The sequence below is a fragment of the Streptomyces sp. SID3343 genome, from assembly GCF_009865215.1.
In the GTDB taxonomy this organism is placed as follows: domain Bacteria; phylum Actinomycetota; class Actinomycetes; order Streptomycetales; family Streptomycetaceae; genus Embleya.
On record NZ_WWJX01000679.1, the window covers coordinates 11,460 to 30,660 of the forward strand.

11 protein-coding genes and 1 riboswitch are annotated in these 19,201 nt (G+C 70.4%); of the genes, 5 read left to right on the forward strand and 6 right to left on the reverse strand.

The window, feature by feature from the left end; all coding sequences use genetic code 11:
- Nucleotides 1-318: 318 nt before the first annotated feature.
- Nucleotides 319-5,199: an NAD-glutamate dehydrogenase gene (locus GT354_RS20755; RefSeq protein ID WP_161357842.1), complete on the forward strand. Its 4,881-nt coding sequence runs from the start codon at nucleotides 319-321 to the stop codon at nucleotides 5,197-5,199.
- Nucleotides 5,200-5,275: 76 nt separating this feature from the next.
- Here the strand turns inward: GT354_RS20755 and GT354_RS20760 are convergent, their stop codons facing one another.
- Nucleotides 5,276-5,701 carry a hypothetical protein gene (locus GT354_RS20760; protein ID WP_161357843.1) on the reverse strand — a complete coding sequence of 142 codons (426 nt, stop codon included), beginning with the start codon at nucleotides 5,699-5,701 and terminating at the stop codon, nucleotides 5,276-5,278.
- Between the two features lie 237 nt (nucleotides 5,702-5,938).
- On the opposite strand from GT354_RS20760, the gene GT354_RS20765 reads away from it, so the two are divergent.
- Nucleotides 5,939-6,472, forward strand: a complete 534-nt coding sequence (locus tag GT354_RS20765) for a peroxidase-related enzyme (RefSeq protein ID WP_161357844.1) — start codon at nucleotides 5,939-5,941, stop codon at nucleotides 6,470-6,472.
- A 102-nt stretch (nucleotides 6,473-6,574) separates the two neighbouring features.
- Here GT354_RS20765 and GT354_RS20770 read toward each other — a convergent pair whose 3' ends face one another.
- Genes GT354_RS20770 through ugpC form a run of 4 tightly spaced genes read right to left on the reverse strand, consistent with a single transcriptional unit; the run spans nucleotide 6,575 to nucleotide 11,414 of the window.
- The gene (locus tag GT354_RS20770) at nucleotides 6,575-7,468 is read right to left on the reverse strand and encodes a carbohydrate ABC transporter permease (protein ID WP_161357853.1); all 894 of its coding nucleotides are present in this window, start codon (nucleotides 7,466-7,468) and stop codon (nucleotides 6,575-6,577) included.
- Between the two features lie 20 nt (nucleotides 7,469-7,488).
- Nucleotides 7,489-8,850, reverse strand: a complete 1,362-nt coding sequence (locus GT354_RS20775; RefSeq protein WP_161357845.1) for an ABC transporter permease subunit — start codon at nucleotides 8,848-8,850, stop codon at nucleotides 7,489-7,491.
- A 9-nt stretch (nucleotides 8,851-8,859) separates the two neighbouring features.
- Nucleotides 8,860-10,206, reverse strand: coding sequence for an ABC transporter substrate-binding protein (locus GT354_RS20780; protein WP_161357846.1), 1,347 nt, complete (start codon nucleotides 10,204-10,206; stop codon nucleotides 8,860-8,862).
- Nucleotides 10,203-11,414 carry a sn-glycerol-3-phosphate ABC transporter ATP-binding protein UgpC gene (ugpC, locus tag GT354_RS20785; protein ID WP_161357847.1) on the reverse strand — a complete coding sequence of 404 codons (1,212 nt, stop codon included), beginning with the start codon at nucleotides 11,412-11,414 and terminating at the stop codon, nucleotides 10,203-10,205. Before ugpC ends, GT354_RS20780 begins: the two co-directional genes overlap by 4 nt.
- 158 nt (nucleotides 11,415-11,572) lie before the next feature.
- Nucleotides 11,573-11,661, forward strand: a riboswitch (ZMP/ZTP riboswitch).
- A gap of 41 nt (nucleotides 11,662-11,702) precedes the next feature.
- Between ugpC and glyA the strand changes: the two genes are divergently transcribed.
- A complete protein-coding gene (glyA, locus tag GT354_RS20790) occupies nucleotides 11,703-12,983 on the forward strand; it encodes a serine hydroxymethyltransferase (protein ID WP_161357848.1) in 1,281 nt (426 codons plus the stop codon).
- 211 nt (nucleotides 12,984-13,194) lie between these two features.
- On the opposite strand, the gene GT354_RS20795 is transcribed toward glyA, so the two are convergent.
- Complete coding sequence (locus tag GT354_RS20795) at nucleotides 13,195-15,852, reverse strand: FHA domain-containing protein (protein ID WP_161357849.1); 2,658 nt, start codon at nucleotides 15,850-15,852, stop codon at nucleotides 13,195-13,197.
- A gap of 398 nt (nucleotides 15,853-16,250) precedes the next feature.
- Here GT354_RS20795 and GT354_RS20800 point away from each other — a divergent pair, with 398 nt between their 5' ends.
- Both GT354_RS20800 and GT354_RS20805 read left to right on the forward strand, forming a co-directional pair.
- A complete protein-coding gene (locus tag GT354_RS20800; RefSeq protein ID WP_161357850.1) occupies nucleotides 16,251-17,762 on the forward strand; it encodes a serine/threonine-protein kinase in 1,512 nt (503 codons plus the stop codon).
- Nucleotides 17,763-17,902: 140 nt separating this feature from the next.
- Nucleotides 17,903-19,201, forward strand: a 1,299-nt coding sequence (locus GT354_RS20805) for a serine/threonine-protein kinase (protein ID WP_161357851.1), incomplete at its 3' end; no start/stop codon positions are given.

The following is a 19,201-nucleotide window of genomic DNA, read 5'->3' on the forward strand; positions in this document are numbered from 1 at the left end:
GTCACCACGGTGCCCCGAACGCGTCCTTCGAGGCAATGGGGTACGGGCTGTTCGGGCAAATCCCGAAACCGCTTACACAGTGATCCGAGATCCCCCCTCAGCCGGTGGGGTCCACGCGAGTAACCTGACGGTGCGGCGGCGCCGCGCGAGCCCGAGGGGCGGGGACGACGGAGTCCTCAGGAACCACCGTCGGGGTCGTGGACGTCGCCGTGAGCAGGTGTCCGCACAACGGGTACCGGCGCAACGCACGACACAGCCGGGGTCGACCCCGGGAACGGCAACGGTCTCGCAACGGCGCGTGACAGGAGCGGCAGCATCATGCAGAGCAAGCTGGACGAGGCGAAGACGGAGCTTCTCGCCCGAGCGGCGGAAGCGGCACGAGCGGCATCGTCACAGCACGGAGGCGGCGGGCCGGAGGGCCCGAACCGGGTGGACCTCGACGTCCTCCTGTCCCGCTATTACCGGCACACGGCACCCGACGACCTCGTCGATCGCGACCCGGTCGACGTGTACGGCGCGGCGATCTCACACTGTCGACTCGCGGCGGAACGCCCCCAGGGCACCGCGCGGGTCCGGGCGTACACCCCCTCGGTCGAGGAGAACGGGTGGGCGTCGGGGCACACCGTGGTGGAGATCGTCACCGACGACATGCCCTTCCTCGTGGACTCGGTCACCAACGAACTCTCCCGCCAGGAACGCAGTATCCACGTCGTCATCCACCCCCAGCTGATCGTGCGGCGCACCATCGCCGGCGAACTGCTGGAGATCGTCGACACCTCGGACGCGCACGGCGTGCCCGAGGACGCGGTCGTCGAGTCGTGGATGCACATCGAGATCGACCGCGAGAGCGACCGCGACGACCTTCGGGCCATCGAGACGGGCCTGCAGCGGATCATCGGTGACGTGCGCGAGGTGGTCGAGGACTGGACCAAGATGCGCGACACGTCGCTGCGTCTGGCCGACGAGCTCGCCAACGATCCGCCGGCCACCTTGCCGGAGGAGGAGATCGGCGAGGCGTGGGAACTCCTGCGCTGGCTCTCCGAGGACCACTTCACGTTCCTGGGCTACCGCGAGTACGACCTGGTGTGCGAGGACGGCGAGGACGTGCTGCGTGCGGTGCCCGGCACCGGGCTGGGCATCCTGCGCGCCGACCAGGACATGTCGGCGTCGTTCAGCCGACTCTCCAGCCGGGCCCGCGCGAAGGCCCGCGAGAAGCAACTCCTGATCCTCACCAAGGCCAACTCGCGCGCGACCGTGCACCGGGCGGCCTACCTCGACTACATCGGCGTCAAGAAGTTCGACGCGGCCGGCAACGTGATCGGCGAGCGCCGCTTCCTGGGCCTGTTCAGCTCCGCCGCGTACACCGACAGCGTCCAGCGCATCCCCGTCGTGCGCCGCAAGGTGCACGCCGTGCTGGAGCAGGCGGGCTTCCCGCCGGTCAGCCACGACGGCCGCGACCTGCTCCAGATCCTGGAGACCTACCCGCGCGACGACCTGTTCCAGATCGCCGTCGACGAGCTGCACGACATCGTCACCAGCGTGCTCTATCTCCAAGAGCGCCGCCGGCTGCGGCTGTTCCTGCGCAAGGACGAGTACGGCCGGTTCTACTCGGCCCTGGTCTACCTGCCGCGCGACCGGTACACCACCGAGGTTCGGCTCAAGATGCAGGAGATCCTGCTCGACGAGCTCGACGGCTCCGTGGTGGACTACACCGCCCGCAACACCGAATCGGTGCTCGCGCGACTGCACTTCACCGTGCGCGTGCCCACCGGTGCCGAACTCGGCGACCCGGACGTCGACTACATCGAAAAGCTGCTCTCCGAGGCCACCCGCTCCTGGATCGACGACTTCGGCGAGGCCCTCGTCACCGAATGCGGCGAGGAGAGCGCGGCCGAGCTGTCCCGTCGCTACGCACACGCGTTCGGCGAGGGCTACAAGTCGGACTTCACCCCGCGCACCGCGGTCGCCGACCTCAAGCGGGTCGAGGAGCTGAGCCCCGAGTCGGACTTCAAGCTCCACCTGTACGAGCCGATAGGAGCACTGCCGGGCGAGCGTCGCTTCAAGATCTACCGCACCGGCGGGCACGTCTCGCTGTCCGAGGTGCTGCCGATCCTGCAGCGGATGGGGCTGGAGGTCGTCGACGAGCGACCCTACGAACTGCGCCGCTCCGACGGCAGCGTGGCGTGGGTGTACGACTTCGGTCTGCGCTACGACGCGTCGTCGGTGTACGGGCAGCCGGAGGACGTCAAGGAGCTGTTCCAGGACGCGTTCTCGGCGACCTGGACCGGGCGCGCGGAGAACGACGGCTTCAACGCGCTCGTCTTCCGGGCCGGGATGACCTGGCGCCAGGCGATGGTCCTGCGCGCCTACGCGAAGTACCTGCGCCAGGCCGGCTCGACCTTCGGGCAGGAGTACATCGAGGGCGTCCTCGTCTCCAACCCGCACACCACGCGACTGCTGGTGAACCTGTTCGAGGCACGGTTCTCGCCGGGCCACCAGCAGGCCGGCACCGAGCTGGTCGACGGCATCGTCGAAGCCATCGAGGGCGCGCTCGACCAGGTCGCGAGCCTCGACGAGGACCGCATCCTGCGCTCGTTCCTGGCGATGGTCAAGGCGACCCTGCGGACCAACTTCTTCCAGCACCGCGACGACGGCCAGGCGCACGACTACCTCTCGCTCAAGTTCGACCCGCAGGCGATCCCCGACCTGCCCGCGCCGCGGCCGAGGTTCGAGATCTTCGTCTACTCGCCCCGGGTCGAGGGCGTGCACCTGCGCTTCGGCGCCGTCGCGCGCGGCGGGCTGCGCTGGTCCGACCGGCGCGAGGACTTCCGCACCGAGATCCTGGGCCTGGTCAAGGCGCAGATGGTCAAGAACACCGTGATCGTGCCGGTCGGCGCGAAGGGCGGGTTCGTGTGCAAGCAACTCCCGGACCCCGCCGACCGCGAGGCGTGGCTGGCCGAGGGCATCGCGTGCTACCGCACGTTCATCGGCGCGCTGCTCGACATCACCGACAACCTCGTCGACGGGCAGGTCGTGCCGCCGCGCGACGTCGTGCGCCACGACCTCGACGACACCTACCTGGTGGTCGCGGCCGACAAGGGCACCGCGACGTTCTCCGACATCGCCAACGAGGTCGCCGTCGGCTACGGCTTCTGGCTCGGTGACGCGTTCGCCTCCGGCGGCTCGGCGGGCTACGACCACAAGGGCATGGGCATCACCGCGCGCGGCGCGTGGGAGTCGGTCAAGCGGCACTTCCGCGAGCTGGGCCACGACTCGCAGACCGAGGACTTCACGGTCGTCGGCATCGGCGACATGTCGGGCGACGTGTTCGGCAACGGCATGCTGCTCTCCGAGCACATCCGGCTGGTCGCGGCCTTCGACCACCGGCACATCTTCCTCGACCCGAACCCGGACGCCGCGGCGTCCTTCGCCGAACGGCGCCGGTTGTTCGACCTGCCGCGCAGCTCGTGGGCCGACTACGACCCGAAGCTGATCGCGACCGGCGGCGGCGTCTTCCCGCGCACCGCCAAGTCGGTGCCGATCAGCCCGCAGGTGCGGGCCGTGCTCGGACTTGCCGACAACACCGTGCGGCTGACCCCCGCCGAGCTGATGAAGGCGATCCTCCAGGCTCCCGCGGACCTGTTCTGGAACGGCGGGATCGGCACCTACATCAAGGCGAGCAGCGAATCGAACGCCGACGTCGGCGACAAGTCGAACGACGCGATCCGGGTCAACGGCGCCGACCTTCGGGTCAAGGTCGTCGGCGAGGGCGGCAACCTCGGCTGCACGCAACTCGGCCGGGTCGAGTTCGCGCTCGCGGGCGGGCACATCAACACCGACGCGATCGACAATTCGGCGGGCGTGGACACCTCGGACCACGAGGTGAACATCAAGATCCTGCTCAACCAGGTCACCGCCGCCGGCGACATGACCGTCAAGCAGCGCAACGAACTGCTCGCGGCCATGACGGACGAGGTCGGGAACCTGGTCCTGGAGAACAACTACCAGCAGAACTGCGCGCTTTCGAACGCGGAGGCCCAGGCCGAGAGCCTGCTCCACGTACACGCGCGCTACATGCGCCGGCTCGTGCGCGAGGGGCACCTGGACCGGGCGATCGAGTTCCTGCCGACCGACCGTCAGTTGAGGGAGCGTCAGCAGGCCGGTCAGGCGATGACCCAGCCCGAGCTCGCGGTGCTGCTCGCGTACACGAAGATCGTCATGGCCCAGGACCTCATCGCGTCCGACCTGCCCGACGACCCGTTCCTGGCACGGGAGTTGTACCGCTACTTCCCCAGCGCGCTGCGCGCGAGGTTCGTCGAGCCGATGGACAGTCACCCGCTGCGCCGCGACATCATCACCACGGTCGTGGTCAACGACCTGGTGAACCTGGCCGGTCTGTCGTTCATGTTCCGCATGCGCGAGGAGACCGGGGCGTCGGCGGAGGAGGTCGCGCGGGCGCACATCACCGCGCGCGAGATCTTCGGCGTGGACCGCGTGATGGAGGCCATCGCGGGCCTGGACAACAAGGTGCCCGCGGCGGTGCAGACCACGCTTCGGCTGCACAGTCGGCGGTTGATCGAGCGGGCCACCCGCTGGTTCCTGGGCAGCCGGCGCGAGATCGACATCGCGGCACAGGTCGAGTTCTTCCGGGACGGCGTCGCGGAGGTCGTCGGGCAACTGCCGGCGCTGCTGCGCGGCTCGGATCTGGCCTGGATGGACGGCCTGTACGCGCAGTTCACCGACGCCGGGGTGCCCACCGAGTTGGCGACCGCCGTCGCGGGGATGTCCTCGACCTACGCCGCGCTCGACATCGTCGAGGTGGCTCGCGACTCCGAGCGCGGCGTCGTCGACGTCGCGCAGGTGTACTTCGACATCGCCGACCGGCTGCCGATCTCGCACCTGCTCGACCGGATCATCGAACTGCCGCGCAGCGACCGGTGGAAGTCGATGGCCCGCGCGTCGCTGCGCGAGGACCTGTACGCGGCGCAGGCCGGCCTCACCGCCGACGTGCTCGCGTCCGGCGAACCGGACGACTCTCCCGAACTGCGGTTCAAGGCGTGGGAGCACAGGAACGCGCCGGTGCTGCTGCGGGCGCGGTCCACGCTCGACGAGTTGCAGGAGGCGGAGAACTACGATCTCGCGACGTTGTCGGTCGCGATGCGGGTGATTCGTACGCTGCTGCGGACCGGGGCGAAGTAGGTCGCTCGCCTGCGTGCCGATGGCCCGGCGCCCACCTCGGTGGGGCCGGGCCATCGGCGTGTCGTGTTCGACCGCCCTAGCGTTCCAGCATCAGCAGTTCGTGGTGGCTGCGCTCGCGCACGGCCCACCAGCACGGCAGGTAGATCACGGCAGGCAGGCCGGCGACCGCGACGATCCACGGTTGACAGTCCATCAGCGCGGTGACCAACGCGAGGAACACGTGGATCAGGCCCACCGCGGCCGAGCGGGCGAGCGCCCCGGTGCCGCGGCGCATGGTGTCGCGCACCGCGGCGACCCCCATGCCGCTGACCACGGCGAGTCCCGCGCACAGCAACGACGCGACGATCAGCAGGTCGCCGAGCCCGCTCAGGCTGCGCGCGTCGTCGCGCACGGCGAACGACATGACCGCGAGCGTCACGGCGGTCGCACCCATGACCGCGGTCTCGACCGTCAGGGCTACCAACAACGTTCGCAACAGTCCGGTGCGACGATTTCCCCTCATTGTTTCCCCCGAAATGGCGTAATCCCCCCGTTTGGCGCATCCCCGTATCGGATCTCATGCGGCGGGGTGCACCCTACGCCTTCGGACGATGCCACACGGAATCCCGTTCCCGGGGGCGGATCGGTAACGATGTCGGCGCAGGTGTGTACTGATCCGTAACGGTCGGCTGGGGTGGTGGAGTTCGCGGGAGACTTCGCGCGAGCTGTTTCGTCGCTCGCTCCACTGGGGGAAATCGGCATGCCGCACATCGAACTGCCCGACGGAATACCGGGAATCGGGTCGTTGATCACGTATCGCCCGGAAACGGGTGGCGTGGTCGGGGAGTTGGGCGAGGTACTGCTGCGGGGGCCGAGCCCGTTGTCGCGCGGCGAGCGGGAACTGATCGCCGCGCATGTGTCGGCGCTGAACGAGTGCGTCTACTGCCACGGGGTGCACAGTGCGTGCGCGGCTCGGCAACTGCCGGGCGGACGCGAGGTGGTGGACCAGGTCCGGCTCGACCCGGAGGCGGCGGACGTGTCGCCGAGGATGCGGGCGCTGTTGGCGATTGCGGGACTGGTCCAACAGAGCGGGCGGGCGGTGTCGAAGGACGCGGTCGCGCGGGCTCGGTCGGCGGGGGCTTCGGACGTGGAGATTCACGACACGGTGCTGATCGCCGCCGCGTTTTGCATGTTCAATCGGTACGTGGACGGGTTGGCCACGGTGACGCTTTCGTCGCCTGCGGTGTACGAGGCGACGGCCGCGCGGTTGGTCGAGCGGGGGTATGTGGGGTGAGGTTTCGCGCCCACCCGCCCATCCGCGCCGCGTTTCGCCCGCCCGCCCCCGTGGCGGGGGCGAGCGGGCGAGGTGTCGGCCGGTCGGGGTGGGCGAGGAGCGCTATTTGACGGCGCCCGCCATGACCCCCTGGACGAAGTAGCGCTGGAAGCTGAAGAAGACGACGACCGGGACGATCAGGGACAGGAAGGCGCCCGGGGCCAGGACGTCGATGTTGGCGCCGAAGGCCCGGGATTGGGATTGCAGCGCCACGGTGAGCGGGGCCGAGTCGGTGTCGGCGTAGATCAGGGCGATGAGCATGTCGTTCCAGACCCACAGGAACTGGAAGATGCCCAACGACGCGATGGCCGGCAGGCCCAGCGGCAGGATGACCCGGAAGAAGATGGTCAGGTCCGTACCGCCGTCCATCCGGGCGGCTTCCAGCAGGTCGCGGGGGATGCCCGCGAAATAGTTGCGCAGCAGGAACACCGCGAACGGCAGTCCGAACGCCACATGGAACAGGATCACGCCCAGGATCGTGCCGAACAGGCCGGTGTCGCCGTACAGCTTCGAGATCGGGATCAGGGCGACCTGCACGGGCACCACGAGCAGCCCGATCACGATCAGGAACAGCCAGTCCCGGCCCGGGAATTCGAGCCAAGCGAAGGCGTACGCGGCGAGCGAGCCGATCAGGATCACCAGGAGGGTGCTGGGGACGGTGATCCAGATCGTGTTGAAGAACGCCCGGGTCATGTCGCTGTTGTCGAGCAGTTTGCTGTAATTGGCGAAGGTCAGGTCACTCGGCGTGCCGAGCGCCTTCCACCAACCGGACTTGCTCATGTCCTGCGGATCGCGCAGCGAGGACACCAGCAGGCCGAACGTCGGCATGAGCCAGAACAGCGAGATCAGCACGAGGAGAACCGCGACCAGACCGCCGCCCGTGCGGCCGATGATCCGCGACGCCAGGTTGCGCTTGATCCCGCCTTCGGGCACCGCCGGCTTGGGCGCCTTCGTCAGGTCGGGGGTCGCGGGCGCGCTCACCGGTTCTCCCTTCGGAAGCGTCGGATGTTGAACAGCATCGCCGGCAACACGAGCAGGAACAGCAGGATGCCGATGGCGCTGCCGAGCCCTTGGTTGTTGCCGCCGCCGAAGGACGCGATGTAGAGCTGAAGCGCCAGGACGTTGGCTTCCTTCTGCGAGGACCCGAGCGAGATGATGTACACGAGGTCGAAGATCTTGAGCACGTTGATCACCAACGTGACCATCACGACGACGAGTACGGGCGCGAGCAACGGCACGGTGACACGGCGGAACACCTGCCACTCGGTCGCGCCGTCCACACGCGCCGCCTCCAGCGCGTCCCGCGGGATCGCCGCCAGCCCGGCGGCGATCAAGACCATCGCGAAGCCCGCCCACATCCAGATGTAGGCGCCGATGATCGCCGACGTGATCAGGTTCGGGCCGAGCCAGTCGTAGCCGCCGAAGGATTTCGCGAAGTTGGCCTCGGTGAGCCGCAGTTGGACCGGCCCGTCCTTGACCGCGCTCGCGGGCATGGTGAACGAGCCGTCCTTGCCCGTGGTCGCGTGGCCGACGCTCTTCCCGTTGCGGACCGCCTCGACCTCGACGCCCGGCAGGCCCTTCTCGCCGGGGTCCACCTTGCCGGCGGCGCCCGCGTTGCCCTTGGCGAAGTCGAGCCAGACGACACCGCCGAGGCCGCCGGTCGGCGCGACGCCTGGCTTGGCGTCGAGCGCGTCGCCCGGCACCTTGTCGGCCGGCAGGGCGACCAGCGGCAGCATCGCGATGCCCCCGGGGTCGGTGGCGGCCTTGGTGACGAAGCCGCCGCCCTGGGGGCCCAGATCGGCGTTGGGCCTGGGTCGCGCGCCGGGATACGGCGCACCCTCGGAGAACATGTCGTGCACGCTCGTGATCGCCGCGTTCGCCACGCCCTGGTCCGGGTCGCGGTCGTACACGAGCCGGAAGATGATGCCCGCGGCCAGCATGGACACGGCCATCGGCATGAAGACGATCAGCTTGAACGCGGTGGCGAACCTGACCCGTTCGGTGAGGACCGCGAAGATCAGACCGAGCGCGGTCACCACGACGGGTACCACGAGCACCCAGATCAGGTTGTTCTTGAGCGCGGTGAACGTGTCGTCGTCGGTGAACAGTTCCTTGTAGTTGTCGATCCCGACGAAGTCGGACCACCCGTCGGCGCCGAACATGCTGCGCAGGAGCGTCCACACGATGGGATAGGCGACCAGGACGGTGAGCATGATCAGGGCCGGCAGCAGGAACAGCCAGCCCAGCAGGGTGCCCGAACCGAGCCCGCGCGACTCGCGCGCGGGCTTCGGCGAGTGCTTCTCGGGCACCACGACCGATACGGGTGCCTTGTCACTCATGACGGTGCGTCACCCGCCCGTGTAGGCCTTGGCCGCGTCCGCTTCGAGCTTGCTCTGCGCACCCGCCACGTCGCCCGGGTTGCGCAGGAAATCCTGCAGGTCGCGCCACTCGCCCTCGCCCTTGGTCCCGCCGAACGCGGCCGGGGCCTGGTCCGAGAGATCGAAACGGAAGTCGTCTCCCGCGCCGATCAGGTTCTTGGCGATGCCGCGGGTCGCCTCGTCCTTGTACGCCGCGACGTCGAGGTTCTTGTTCGGGGACAGGTAGCCGCCCTGCTCGGCCCACACCTTCGCGGCCTCCGGCGAGGCCAGGTACTTGAGGAACGCCTGGGAGCCGGGGGTGTCCTTCATGGCCACCGCGACGTCGCCGCCGGTGACCACGGGAGCCTTGCCGGTGCCGACGGCGGGGAAGCCGAAGAACTTCGCGTCCGTGCCGATCTTGGCCTTGGTGTCCTTGAGGATGTTGGTGCCGATGAAGTCGGCGCCGGCGATCATGCCCGCCTTGGGCGAGTCACCGAACACCTGCGGGACCGACTTGGGGAACTCGGTCTGCAGCGCGCCGCCGGTGCCGCCGGGGAACCAGTCGCTCTTGCCGAACACCTGGGCCAGCGTCTCCAGGGCGGCCTTGACCGACGGATCGGTCCACGGGATCTGGTGCTTGGCCAGTTGGTCGTACTTCTCCGGCCCGGCCTGGCTCAGGTAGATGTTCTCGAACCAGTCGGTGAGCACCCACCCGTCGGCGCCGCCGATCGCGAACGGCGGGGTCCCGGAGTCGGAGACCAGGCCCGCGGTCTTGAGCAGGTCGTCCCAGGTCTTGGCCTCGCCGGCCCCCGCGGTCTCGAAGACCTTCGCGTTGTACCAGACGAGCGACTTGTTGGCGCCCTTGTAGTACACGCCGTAAAGCTTGTCCTGGTAGGAGCCGAGCTTTTGCCACTGCGCGGCGAAGTTGGCCTGCACGCTCTGCTGTACGTCGGCCGCGACCGGCTTGATCCAGCCCTTTTGGGCGAACTGCTGGAGTACGCCGGGCTGCGCGAGGAACGCGACGTCGGGTGGCGCGCCGCCCTCGACTCGCTGACCGAGGAAGGTGGACGCGCTGTCGCCGGTCGGTACGAACTCGGTCTTGGCCCCCGTGCGCTTCTCGAAGTCGGCCAACACCTTCTTGAAGGCGGCCTGTTCGTCGCCGGTCCACACGGCCGCGACGGTCACCGTGGTGCCGTCGAGGCGGGGAGCGGGCGCGCCGCCGCTCTGGGTGGGCGTCGCGTCCCCCTTCTTGTCGTCCTTCTTGTCGTCGTCGCCGCAGGCCGCGAGACCCATGGCGAGCATCGAGGCGACCGCCAAGGCGCCCACGAACCGCTTCATGCATCCTCCGTAACGGAAAGACCCGACTCCGGGTCGAAGAAGTGCAGCCGGTCGGTTGCCACCCGCATCACGACATCGGACCCCTCACGCACCCGGGTGCGGGGCCCGAATCGGGCCACGACCTCGGAGTGGGCAGCTTCCGAACCCGGCAGTTGGTCCTCGGCGCCGACATCGCGCGCGAGTTCCTGGACGTCCTCGGTGAGGGCCGGCGGCGCGTCCACGCGCACGTGTACGAGCACCTCGGAGCCCATCGCCTCGACGAGGTCGGCCCTGGCCCGAAGTACCGCGCCCTCGACGGGCTCCGCGGTCTCCAGGGCGACGTCGTACAGGTCCTCCGGACGGATGCCGAGGATCAGCGGCCGGCCGTCGTAGCCGGCCAACGCGGGGCGCGCGGCGAGCACGTCGGGGTGGACGGCCAGGCGCTGGCTCCCGACTTCGACGCTCGTCGTGCCGTCGTCGTCGCGGCGCAGGGTCCCGGTCATCAGGTTCATCGCGGGCGAACCGATGAAGCCCGCGACGAACAGGTTCACCGGGTGGTCGTACAACTCCTGGGGTGCGGCGACCTGTTGCAGCACACCCTTCTTCATCACCGCGACCCGATCGCCGAGGGTCATCGCCTCGGTCTGATCGTGCGTCACATACAGCGTGGTGACGCCGAGATCGCGGGTGAGTCGGGCGATCTGGGCGCGCATCTGCACGCGTAGCTTGGCATCGAGATTGGACAGCGGTTCGTCCATCAGGAACGCCCGCGGCTCGCGCACGATCGCCCGCCCCATCGCCACCCGTTGGCGTTGTCCGCCGGACAGTTGCCGGGGCTTGCGCCCCAGGTGCTCCTCCAGGCCGAGCGTCTGCGCGGCCTTGCGTACTCGCTCCTCGATCTCGGTTTTCGGCAACTTCCGCAGGCGCAGCCCGAATCCGATGTTGTCCCGCACGTTCAGATGCGGATACAGGGCATAACTCTGGAAGACCATGGCCACGTCCCGGTCGCGCGACGGCACCCGGTTGACCACCCGGTCGCCGATGCGCACCGTGCCTTCGCTGATCTCCTCCAAGCCCGCGACCATCCGCAGTGCGGTGGTCTTCCCGCAGCCCGACGGACCTACCAGGACGAGGAACTCCCCGTCCGCGACCGTCAGATCGAGCTCCTTGACCGCCCTTGTGCCGTCCGTGTAAACCTTGCCGACCCGGTCAAGTACCACTTCCGCCACGAATGCCCCCGATGGTGGACAGATCCCGCGTTGTGTTGTCCCGTGCTACGCCTGGTGTGGCGTCGGCCACAAGCCTTTCCCCGGTTAACGAGGCTTATTCGTAACTTTTGATCATCGCTGGGTAATGGCGGGACGGGTGCGGGTCGCGCTCCGTATGCTGAGCGGGCCGCGACTGGCGTACGCGTGGGATCGACCACGAGGGAGCGGCGGTTCCACCGACGAGGTGTCGTCCGCCTGGGCACCCGGATCACACGCACTGTGAACCGAGCCGGAGGACCGAGGCAACTCATGGACATCCACGGACACGTGACGAACCGTCACCATCAACTCGCCGCCGTCGACCCGGAGATCGCTTCCCTGGTCCGGGCCGAGGAGCTCCTGCAACACGACACGCTGCGGCTGATCCCGAGCGAGAACTACGTCTCCGCCGCCGTCTTGGAGGCGACCGGGACGGTACTGACCAACAAGTACTCGGAGGGCTACCCGGGTCGCCGCTACTACGAGGGCCAGCAAAACGTCGACCCGATCGAGATCATCGCCCGCGAACGGGCCCAGTCGTTGTTCGGCGTCGACCATGCGAACGTGCAGCCCTATTCGGGCTCACCCGCGAACCTCGCGGTCTACCTGGCGTTCGCGAAGCCGGGCGACACGGTCCTGGGGATGTCGTTGCCGATGGGCGGCCACCTCACCCACGGGTGGGGCGTGTCGGCGACGGGGACGTGGTTTCGCGGGGTTCGCTACGGCGTGCGCGCGGACACGGGCCGGACCGACCTCGACGAGGTCCGCGACCTCGCGCTGCGCGAGCGGCCGAGGATCATCTTCTGCGGGGGGACGGCCGTGCCGCGCACGGTGGACTTCGCGGGGTTCGCGTCGATCGCCCGGGAGGTGGACGCGACGCTGGTCGCCGACGTCTCGCACATCGCGGGGCTGATCGCGGGCGGGGTGCACCCGTCGCCGGTCGACCACGTGGACGTCGTGTCGACCACGACGCACAAGACGCTGCGCGGCCCGCGCGGCGCGATGTTGCTGTGTGGCCGCGAGCATGCCAAGGCGATCGACAAGGCGGTCTTCCCGGGCTTGCAAGGCGGCCCGCACAACCACACCACGGCGGCGATCGCGGTCGCTCTGCGGGAGGCCGCGACCGACGATTTTCGGACATACGCGCGCCAGGTCGTCGCCAACGCGCGACGGCTCGGCGAGGAGTTGGCGGCGCGGGACTTCGACCTGGTCTCCGGTGGGACGGACACCCACCTGCTGCTGATCGACCTCTCGCGGCGCGGCGTCGCGGGCAAGCCGGCGGCCAAGGCCCTGGATCGGGCCGGGATCGTGGTCAACCACAACACGGTGCCGTTCGATCGGCGCTCGCCGTTCGACCCTTCCGGGATCCGGATCGGGACGCCTGCGCTCACGTCTCGGGGACTGACGGAGGAGCACATGGCGTTGGTCGCACGGTGGATCGACCGGGTGGTGAGTGATGTGGCTGCGGGGTCGGAGGGCGGGGTCGCGACGGTTCGGGCGGAGGTCCGGGAGCTGTTGGCGGGGTACCCGGCGCCTGGGTTGCCGGTGTAGGGCGTGCTCGATGGCCGCGTGGCCCCGTGGGGTGGTCGGGGTTGGGCGTTTTGCGCTGCGGGGGGTGGTTGGTCGGGGTGGGAGATCGTTCCCACCCGCACCACCCGTTGCGTTCGGGTCGGAGGCTGCGGTTGTACGGCGACCGGGGTGAGGTGATCCGGCCTCGCGGCCTTGGCCCGGCGTGGGCCCGGTTCGGGGTGGTGGGGTGGGTTCACTGGCCTTTTTGGGCGAGTTTTTGTAGGCGGGCCCGGGGCCACAGCGGGGGTTGCGGGGAGGCGCCCAGTTGCTCCGCCGCGCGGCGGACCGCGCCGGTGAGGAGGGCCAGGTCGGTGGGGCCCTTGCCGCCGCCCACCGGGGTGGGGCGCCTGGCCAGTCTGTTGCCCATCTCCTGCCATTCCTGGCGGACCACCGTGGGGCGAAGGGTGGCGGTGCGGGGCATGCGGCCGGTGATGCGGCCGCCCTGGAAGGGGACCACCGCACCGTCGCCGCCTCGGACGAAGCCGCGGCCCGGGTAGTCCTCGTCCACCCCCGCCGCGTCCTCCACGTCGATCAGCACGCGAGACGCCTGAGGGTCGTCCACCCGCAACGCGATGCGCAGTTCGGCGCCCGCCGCGGCCTCGATGTCGGGGGTGCGGGCGGGCCGGCCGGTCGTCACCAGCAGGTGGACGCCGTGCGCGCCGCCCCGGTGGGCCACGTCCGCGAGGCTCTTGACGAAGCCCGGATACGCCTCGGCCAGCAGGTCTATGTCGTCCACCGCGACCACCAGGCGAGGCAGCGGCCGCTCCGCACCGGCCCGATACGCCTCGAACGCGGTGCCGCGCAGCAACCCCTCGCGGCGGTCCAACTCGTCGCGCACGGCGATGATCGCGTCGTCCGACGAGGGGGCGTCGCCGTCCGACAGGTAGCCCACGATGTGCGGCAACTCGGCCAGGCCCTCGGGGCCGCGGACCAGCGCGATGGTGAGTTCGTCCGGCCGGTTGGCGACCGCGAGCGAGCACAGGATCGACGCGAGCAACTCCGAGCGGCCCGAGCCCGCCGCGCCGCCGATCACGATGTGCGGGCCGTCCTGCGACAGGTCGGCGCTGACCGCGCCGCGCGCGTCGGCACCCAGGACGACGCGCGGTGAATGGCCCGCCTCGCGCCAGCCCGCGAGCAGCTTGGCGGGGGTGAGCAGGTCGAGATTGAGCAGGTCGAGCAGGCGTACCGATTCCGGCAGCGGTGACGTGACCCGCCGAGTGGCCTCCCGCAGCGGAGCCAGCGCCCGCGCGAAGCGATCCGCCCACGCCGACGACACCGCGTCGGTGACCACGTCGTCCACGCGCCGGGTGCCCGGTCCCACCACGTCGAGCCGGGTACCGACCTCGCCCGTGACGTGCGCGACCACCGAGCACTGCAACGGCAGTTCCTCGGCCCGCTCGTCCAGACACAACGCGTGTACGCCGGCCGCGGGTCCCTCGGCGAGCAGGCGGACGATCTCCGGCTGCCCCGCGAGCGAGCCCGCGCCGTCGAGGACGACGACCGTACGCCGCGCCGGCACCCGCTCCGCGGTGTCCACGCGCGCGAGCAACTCGACCACCCGCGCCCGGACCTGATCACGCGTCAGCCCCACCAGCAGTCGGCAGTCCTGCCCCTGCGCCGGCCGCAGATGCGGCAGCCAGCGGGCCCACGACCAGTCCCCGGCGGCGCCCGGATCGGCGCACAACACGACGAGTTCCAGGTCCTGCGGACCGTGCAGCCCGGCGAGCTGGGCCACGATCGAGCGGGCGAGTCCGAGCAACCGCAGGCGATTTCCGGCCAATCCCAGCACGGCGTCCTTGAGCGAGACGGTGACCGGCACGGAGAACGCGGTCAGCGTGCGCGACTCGCCCGCATCGCCCGCCGTAGCGGGTGCGCCGGTCGCGTCCGCGCCGCCCGCGGCCTCGACGAGCGTCACCCGAGACGGCAGGTCGCCGACCCCCAACCGCACGCTCAGCGCCTCCGGATGGCCCGGCGTACGCTCCCACAGCCGCCCCGAAGGCCCCGGCTCGCCGGTGGCCAGCGCGTCGAGCAGCAGCGTCGCGGGATCCGGCGACTGATCGCGCCGCCACCGCACTTCGTCGAGCAGCGCCGAGCGGGCCTTCGCCTCCACCGCCTCACGCACCGTGCCCCCCGCCTTGCGCCGCAGCGCGAACGGGCGGCGTCGGCCGGGGGTTTCCTCCGGCAGCTCGAAACGCGCCCGGGCGGGCACCGGCAACTGCGCGCGCGTGCTTCGACGTACCTCGATGTGCCCGGTGCCGTCCGCTCGCGAGCGAGCCCCCTCGGTGTCCTCGGGCGAGCCGTAGGGCTGCGGCAAAAACGTCTGCAACGTCGACTCACCGAGCCGCAGCAGCGATCCCGGCGGCAGGTCGACCGGGTCGCGGCCGATCGGCATCCCGTCCACCGTCGTGCCGTTCGTCGAGTCCAGGTCGGCGACCCGGATCCGACCGGGTTCTATCCACAGTTCGGCGTGCAGCCGGGACAGATCGGGATCGCCCAGGCGCACTTCGGCCTCCGGCGCGCGGCCGATGCGCACTCCGCCCTGATGCAACAGGTGCACACCGCCCGCGTCGGGGCCGCCGACGACCCGCAGTTGCGGCGAACCGGCCGAGGGCGAGGGCGAGCCGAGCGCGTCGACGGTCACCAACGCGCCGTCCACCAACGGGGGACGGCCCACGGGCGTGTCGTCACGCAGGCGCACGTCACCCACCCAAAAGCGCTGACCGTCGGTCCCGGAGGCGGTCCGCAGCGCGCCCGCGATCCCCGCGAAGGTCGTCCCGGACGGCGCGGTGACGAGCACATCAGCGCCCGGACCGGTCCGCTGCGGGCCGTGCACGGTGAGCCGGATCTGCATGCGCCTCCCTCCTCCGAGCAGAAAACAAGAGGCATCCTCGCACCCGCGACCGTCATGTCGCCCACAGCCGAGGCGAAGCCTGCCGCAACCTCGAACAGAACCCCGAACCGAACCCGAACGCAAGGCCGGAACCACCCCCGAACACACGCCCGAACGCGGCTCCCGAACCGCACCCCGGGAAACCCGACGCGCCACGGCGCTTGTCCGAAAATCTCCCGTAATCAACCGTCTGTGCCATGAAACGCCCGAACCCGCGCACCGTTGGACCTGCCACGCGGAATGCGGGTCGGAGCATCGAACCGTACTCGGGGGCGATGCGTCCGTAGCTGAGTACCACCTAGGGTGGAAGGCAACCCGGCACCACCGCCCAGGTGGCGGACAGGACAGTGGGGAGCGTCGTGGACCGGCCGGTCGGCAGCAAATATCTGCTCCAGGAAACCCTGGGGCGCGGGGCCAGCGGAACCGTGTGGCGGGCGAGCGTCCGCGACACGGGCGAGGTCGTCGCGGTCAAGGTGCTGCGCGAGGAATTGGGCACCGACCCCGACGTGGTCACCCGATTCCTGCGCGAGCGATCGCTCCTGCTCAATCTGCGCCACCCCAACCTCGTGCACGTGCGCGACCTCGTCGTCGAGGGCGAGACGCTCGCCCTGGTGATGGACCTCATCGACGGCCCGGACCTGCGTACCTACCTGCGCGACAACGGCCCGCTGCCGCCCGCGGCCGCCGCGCTGACGATGGCTCAGATCTGTGACGCGCTGAGCGTGACACACGCCGACGGGGTCATACACCGTGACCTGAAACCGGCCAACATCATGCTGGCCCGCAACGGCGACTCGCTCTACCCGATGCTCACCGACTTCGGCATCGCCCGCCTCGCCGACTCGCCCGCGCTCACCCGTACCCACGAACTCGTGGGCACCCCCAGCTACGTCGCCCCCGAGACCGCCGAGGGCCGCCCGCTCACACCGGCCGTCGACGTGTACGCGGCGGGCGTCGTGCTGTACGAACTCGTGGCCGGCCACCCGCCGTTCCGCGACACGAATCCCATCGCACTGCTGCACCACCACCTCACCGAGATGCCCACCAGGCCCGCCGGGATGCCCGACGCCTACTGGCTGGTCACCGAGCGTTGCCTGGCCAAGCAGCCGGAGGTACGACCCGACGCGCACGGCCTCGGCCGGGCGTTGCGCCTCGCGGCCGACATCGTGGCCGGCGTGCGCCCCGACGACGGCTCGCTCGGGCGCATCCTCGCCGAGTCCTCGTTCGGCGCCAACCCCGGTGCGGACGAGCCCACCCGCGTGGTCACCCAGCACCCGAGCGGTTACGCCACGCCGCCGATGCCTCCCGAGCGCCCGAACACGCCCGACCCGACGCGGGTGATGACGCAGCCCCCCGGCTACCCACAGCCGCAGCCGCACTATCCGCCGCCGCCCGCCTACGCCCAACCCCCACAGCACAGCGCGCCGCAACACAACGCGCCACCACACAACGCGCCGCAGTACAACGCCCCCGCGCCCGAGCCCGGCCCTCCGCCACCGCCGCCGCGCTATCGCCGCGACGAGGCGGCCGAGCGCGAACCGCGCCGCCGCGAACGTCCGGTGCGCGAACCTCGCGAACCCCGCGAGTCGCGCGAACCCCGGGAACGCCGCGAACGCGAACCACGCGAGCCCGAGCCGCGTCGCCGTCGCGGGTTCAGGCTCACCAGCATCCCCGGCGTCGGCTGTACGGTCGGCTGCCTGTTGCGGCTGGTGATCATGGCCGCGATCCTGTTCGCGATCTACTGGTTCAGCCCGCTGCACGACTGGGTCGACACGGCTTTCGGCTGGTTCGATACGGTTCAGGACTGGTACCACCAGATCAAGGACTTCGTCTCCGGCAGCGACAGCGGCGGTGACGGAGGCCAGAACTGACGTACCGTCAAGCCCGGATCGCGAACGGCCTCGTACACGCCGTCCCGCGCGACCGTCCCCGAATCCGGGGGCCGGCCGCGTAGGGTGCGGTCGGGGAAGTCCACTGTGAGCACCTCGCTCGCTGGGTCCACGGAGCTGCTTTGGCACGCAAGATCGGTAGCCGATACGTCGCCCTGAAAGTGCTCGGGCGCGGTGCCAGCGGGACCGTCTGGCAAGGCGAGGGCCCCGAGGGACCCGTCGCCATCAAGCTGTTGCGCGAAGACTTGGCGTCGGATCAGGTCCTGGTCGCGCGCTTCGTGCAGGAACGCACGGCCCTGACCAGCCTGGACCACCCCAACATCGTCGGCGTGCACGACCTGGTCGTGGACGGCACCGACCTCGCGCTCGTGATGGATCTCGTGGTCGGCCCCGACCTGCGCGCCCGGCTGGAACGCGAACGCGTGCTCACCCCGCGCCTGGCCGCGGCGATCGTCGCCGACGTCGCCGACGGCCTGTCCGCCGCGCACGCCGAAGGCGTGATCCACCGCGACGTCAAGCCCGAGAACGTACTGATCGACAACTCGGGCGGGGTCTCCCGGGCCCGGCTCACCGACTTCGGCATCGCCCGCCTCGTCGACGCGCCGCGGCGCACCCGCGCCACCCGCATCATCGGCACCCCCGACTACCTCGCGCCCGAGATCATCGAGGGACTCCAGCCGACCGCCGCGGTCGACGTGTACGCGCTCGCCACCGTGCTGTACGAACTCCTCACCGGATGGACGCCGTTCGGCGGCGGACACCCCGGCGCGGTGCTGCGCCGGCACGTCACCGAGCCGGTGCCGGGCATTCCCGGACTGCCCGATCCGCTCGCCGCCGTGCTCGCGTCCTGCCTGTCCAAGGCGCCCGCCGCGCGGCTCACCGCCCGCGAGTTCGGCGAACGCCTGCGCTCGGCGCTGCCCGCGCTGATCGGGCTGCCCGCGTTCGACGTCCCCGACCCCAACGGCCACGCCGGCCGACACGACACCCCCGTGCCGCGCCCGGCCGGCGTCGTCCCGCTGGTGTCCGGCACGTCGGAGGCCGCCGACGGCAGCCGCGACACGCACACCAACCTGACCCGCCCGGTGTTCGACGAAGCCGTGCCGGTGCAGTCGCACCGCCGCGATCGACCCCGCCGCGGACCGGCGACCGGCCGCGGGCGGACCTTGCTCGTGTTGTGCGGCGTGATCGTGGTCGCGGCCGTGGGCGTGGGCGCATGGTTCGCCCTCAAGGGCGGCGACGACGACAACCCGGCCCGCCCGGTCGGCCACACCACGAGCGCGCCCCAAGGCGGCGACTCGACCTCTCTCACGAGCACCCCGGGACCCGGCTCGCCGCGCGTCCCCGGCGCCTACACATGGGCCGCGTTCGCCCCGCTGCCCGCCGCGCCCGTGCTGCTCCAGGGCGGCCCCGCCGCGGCCCGC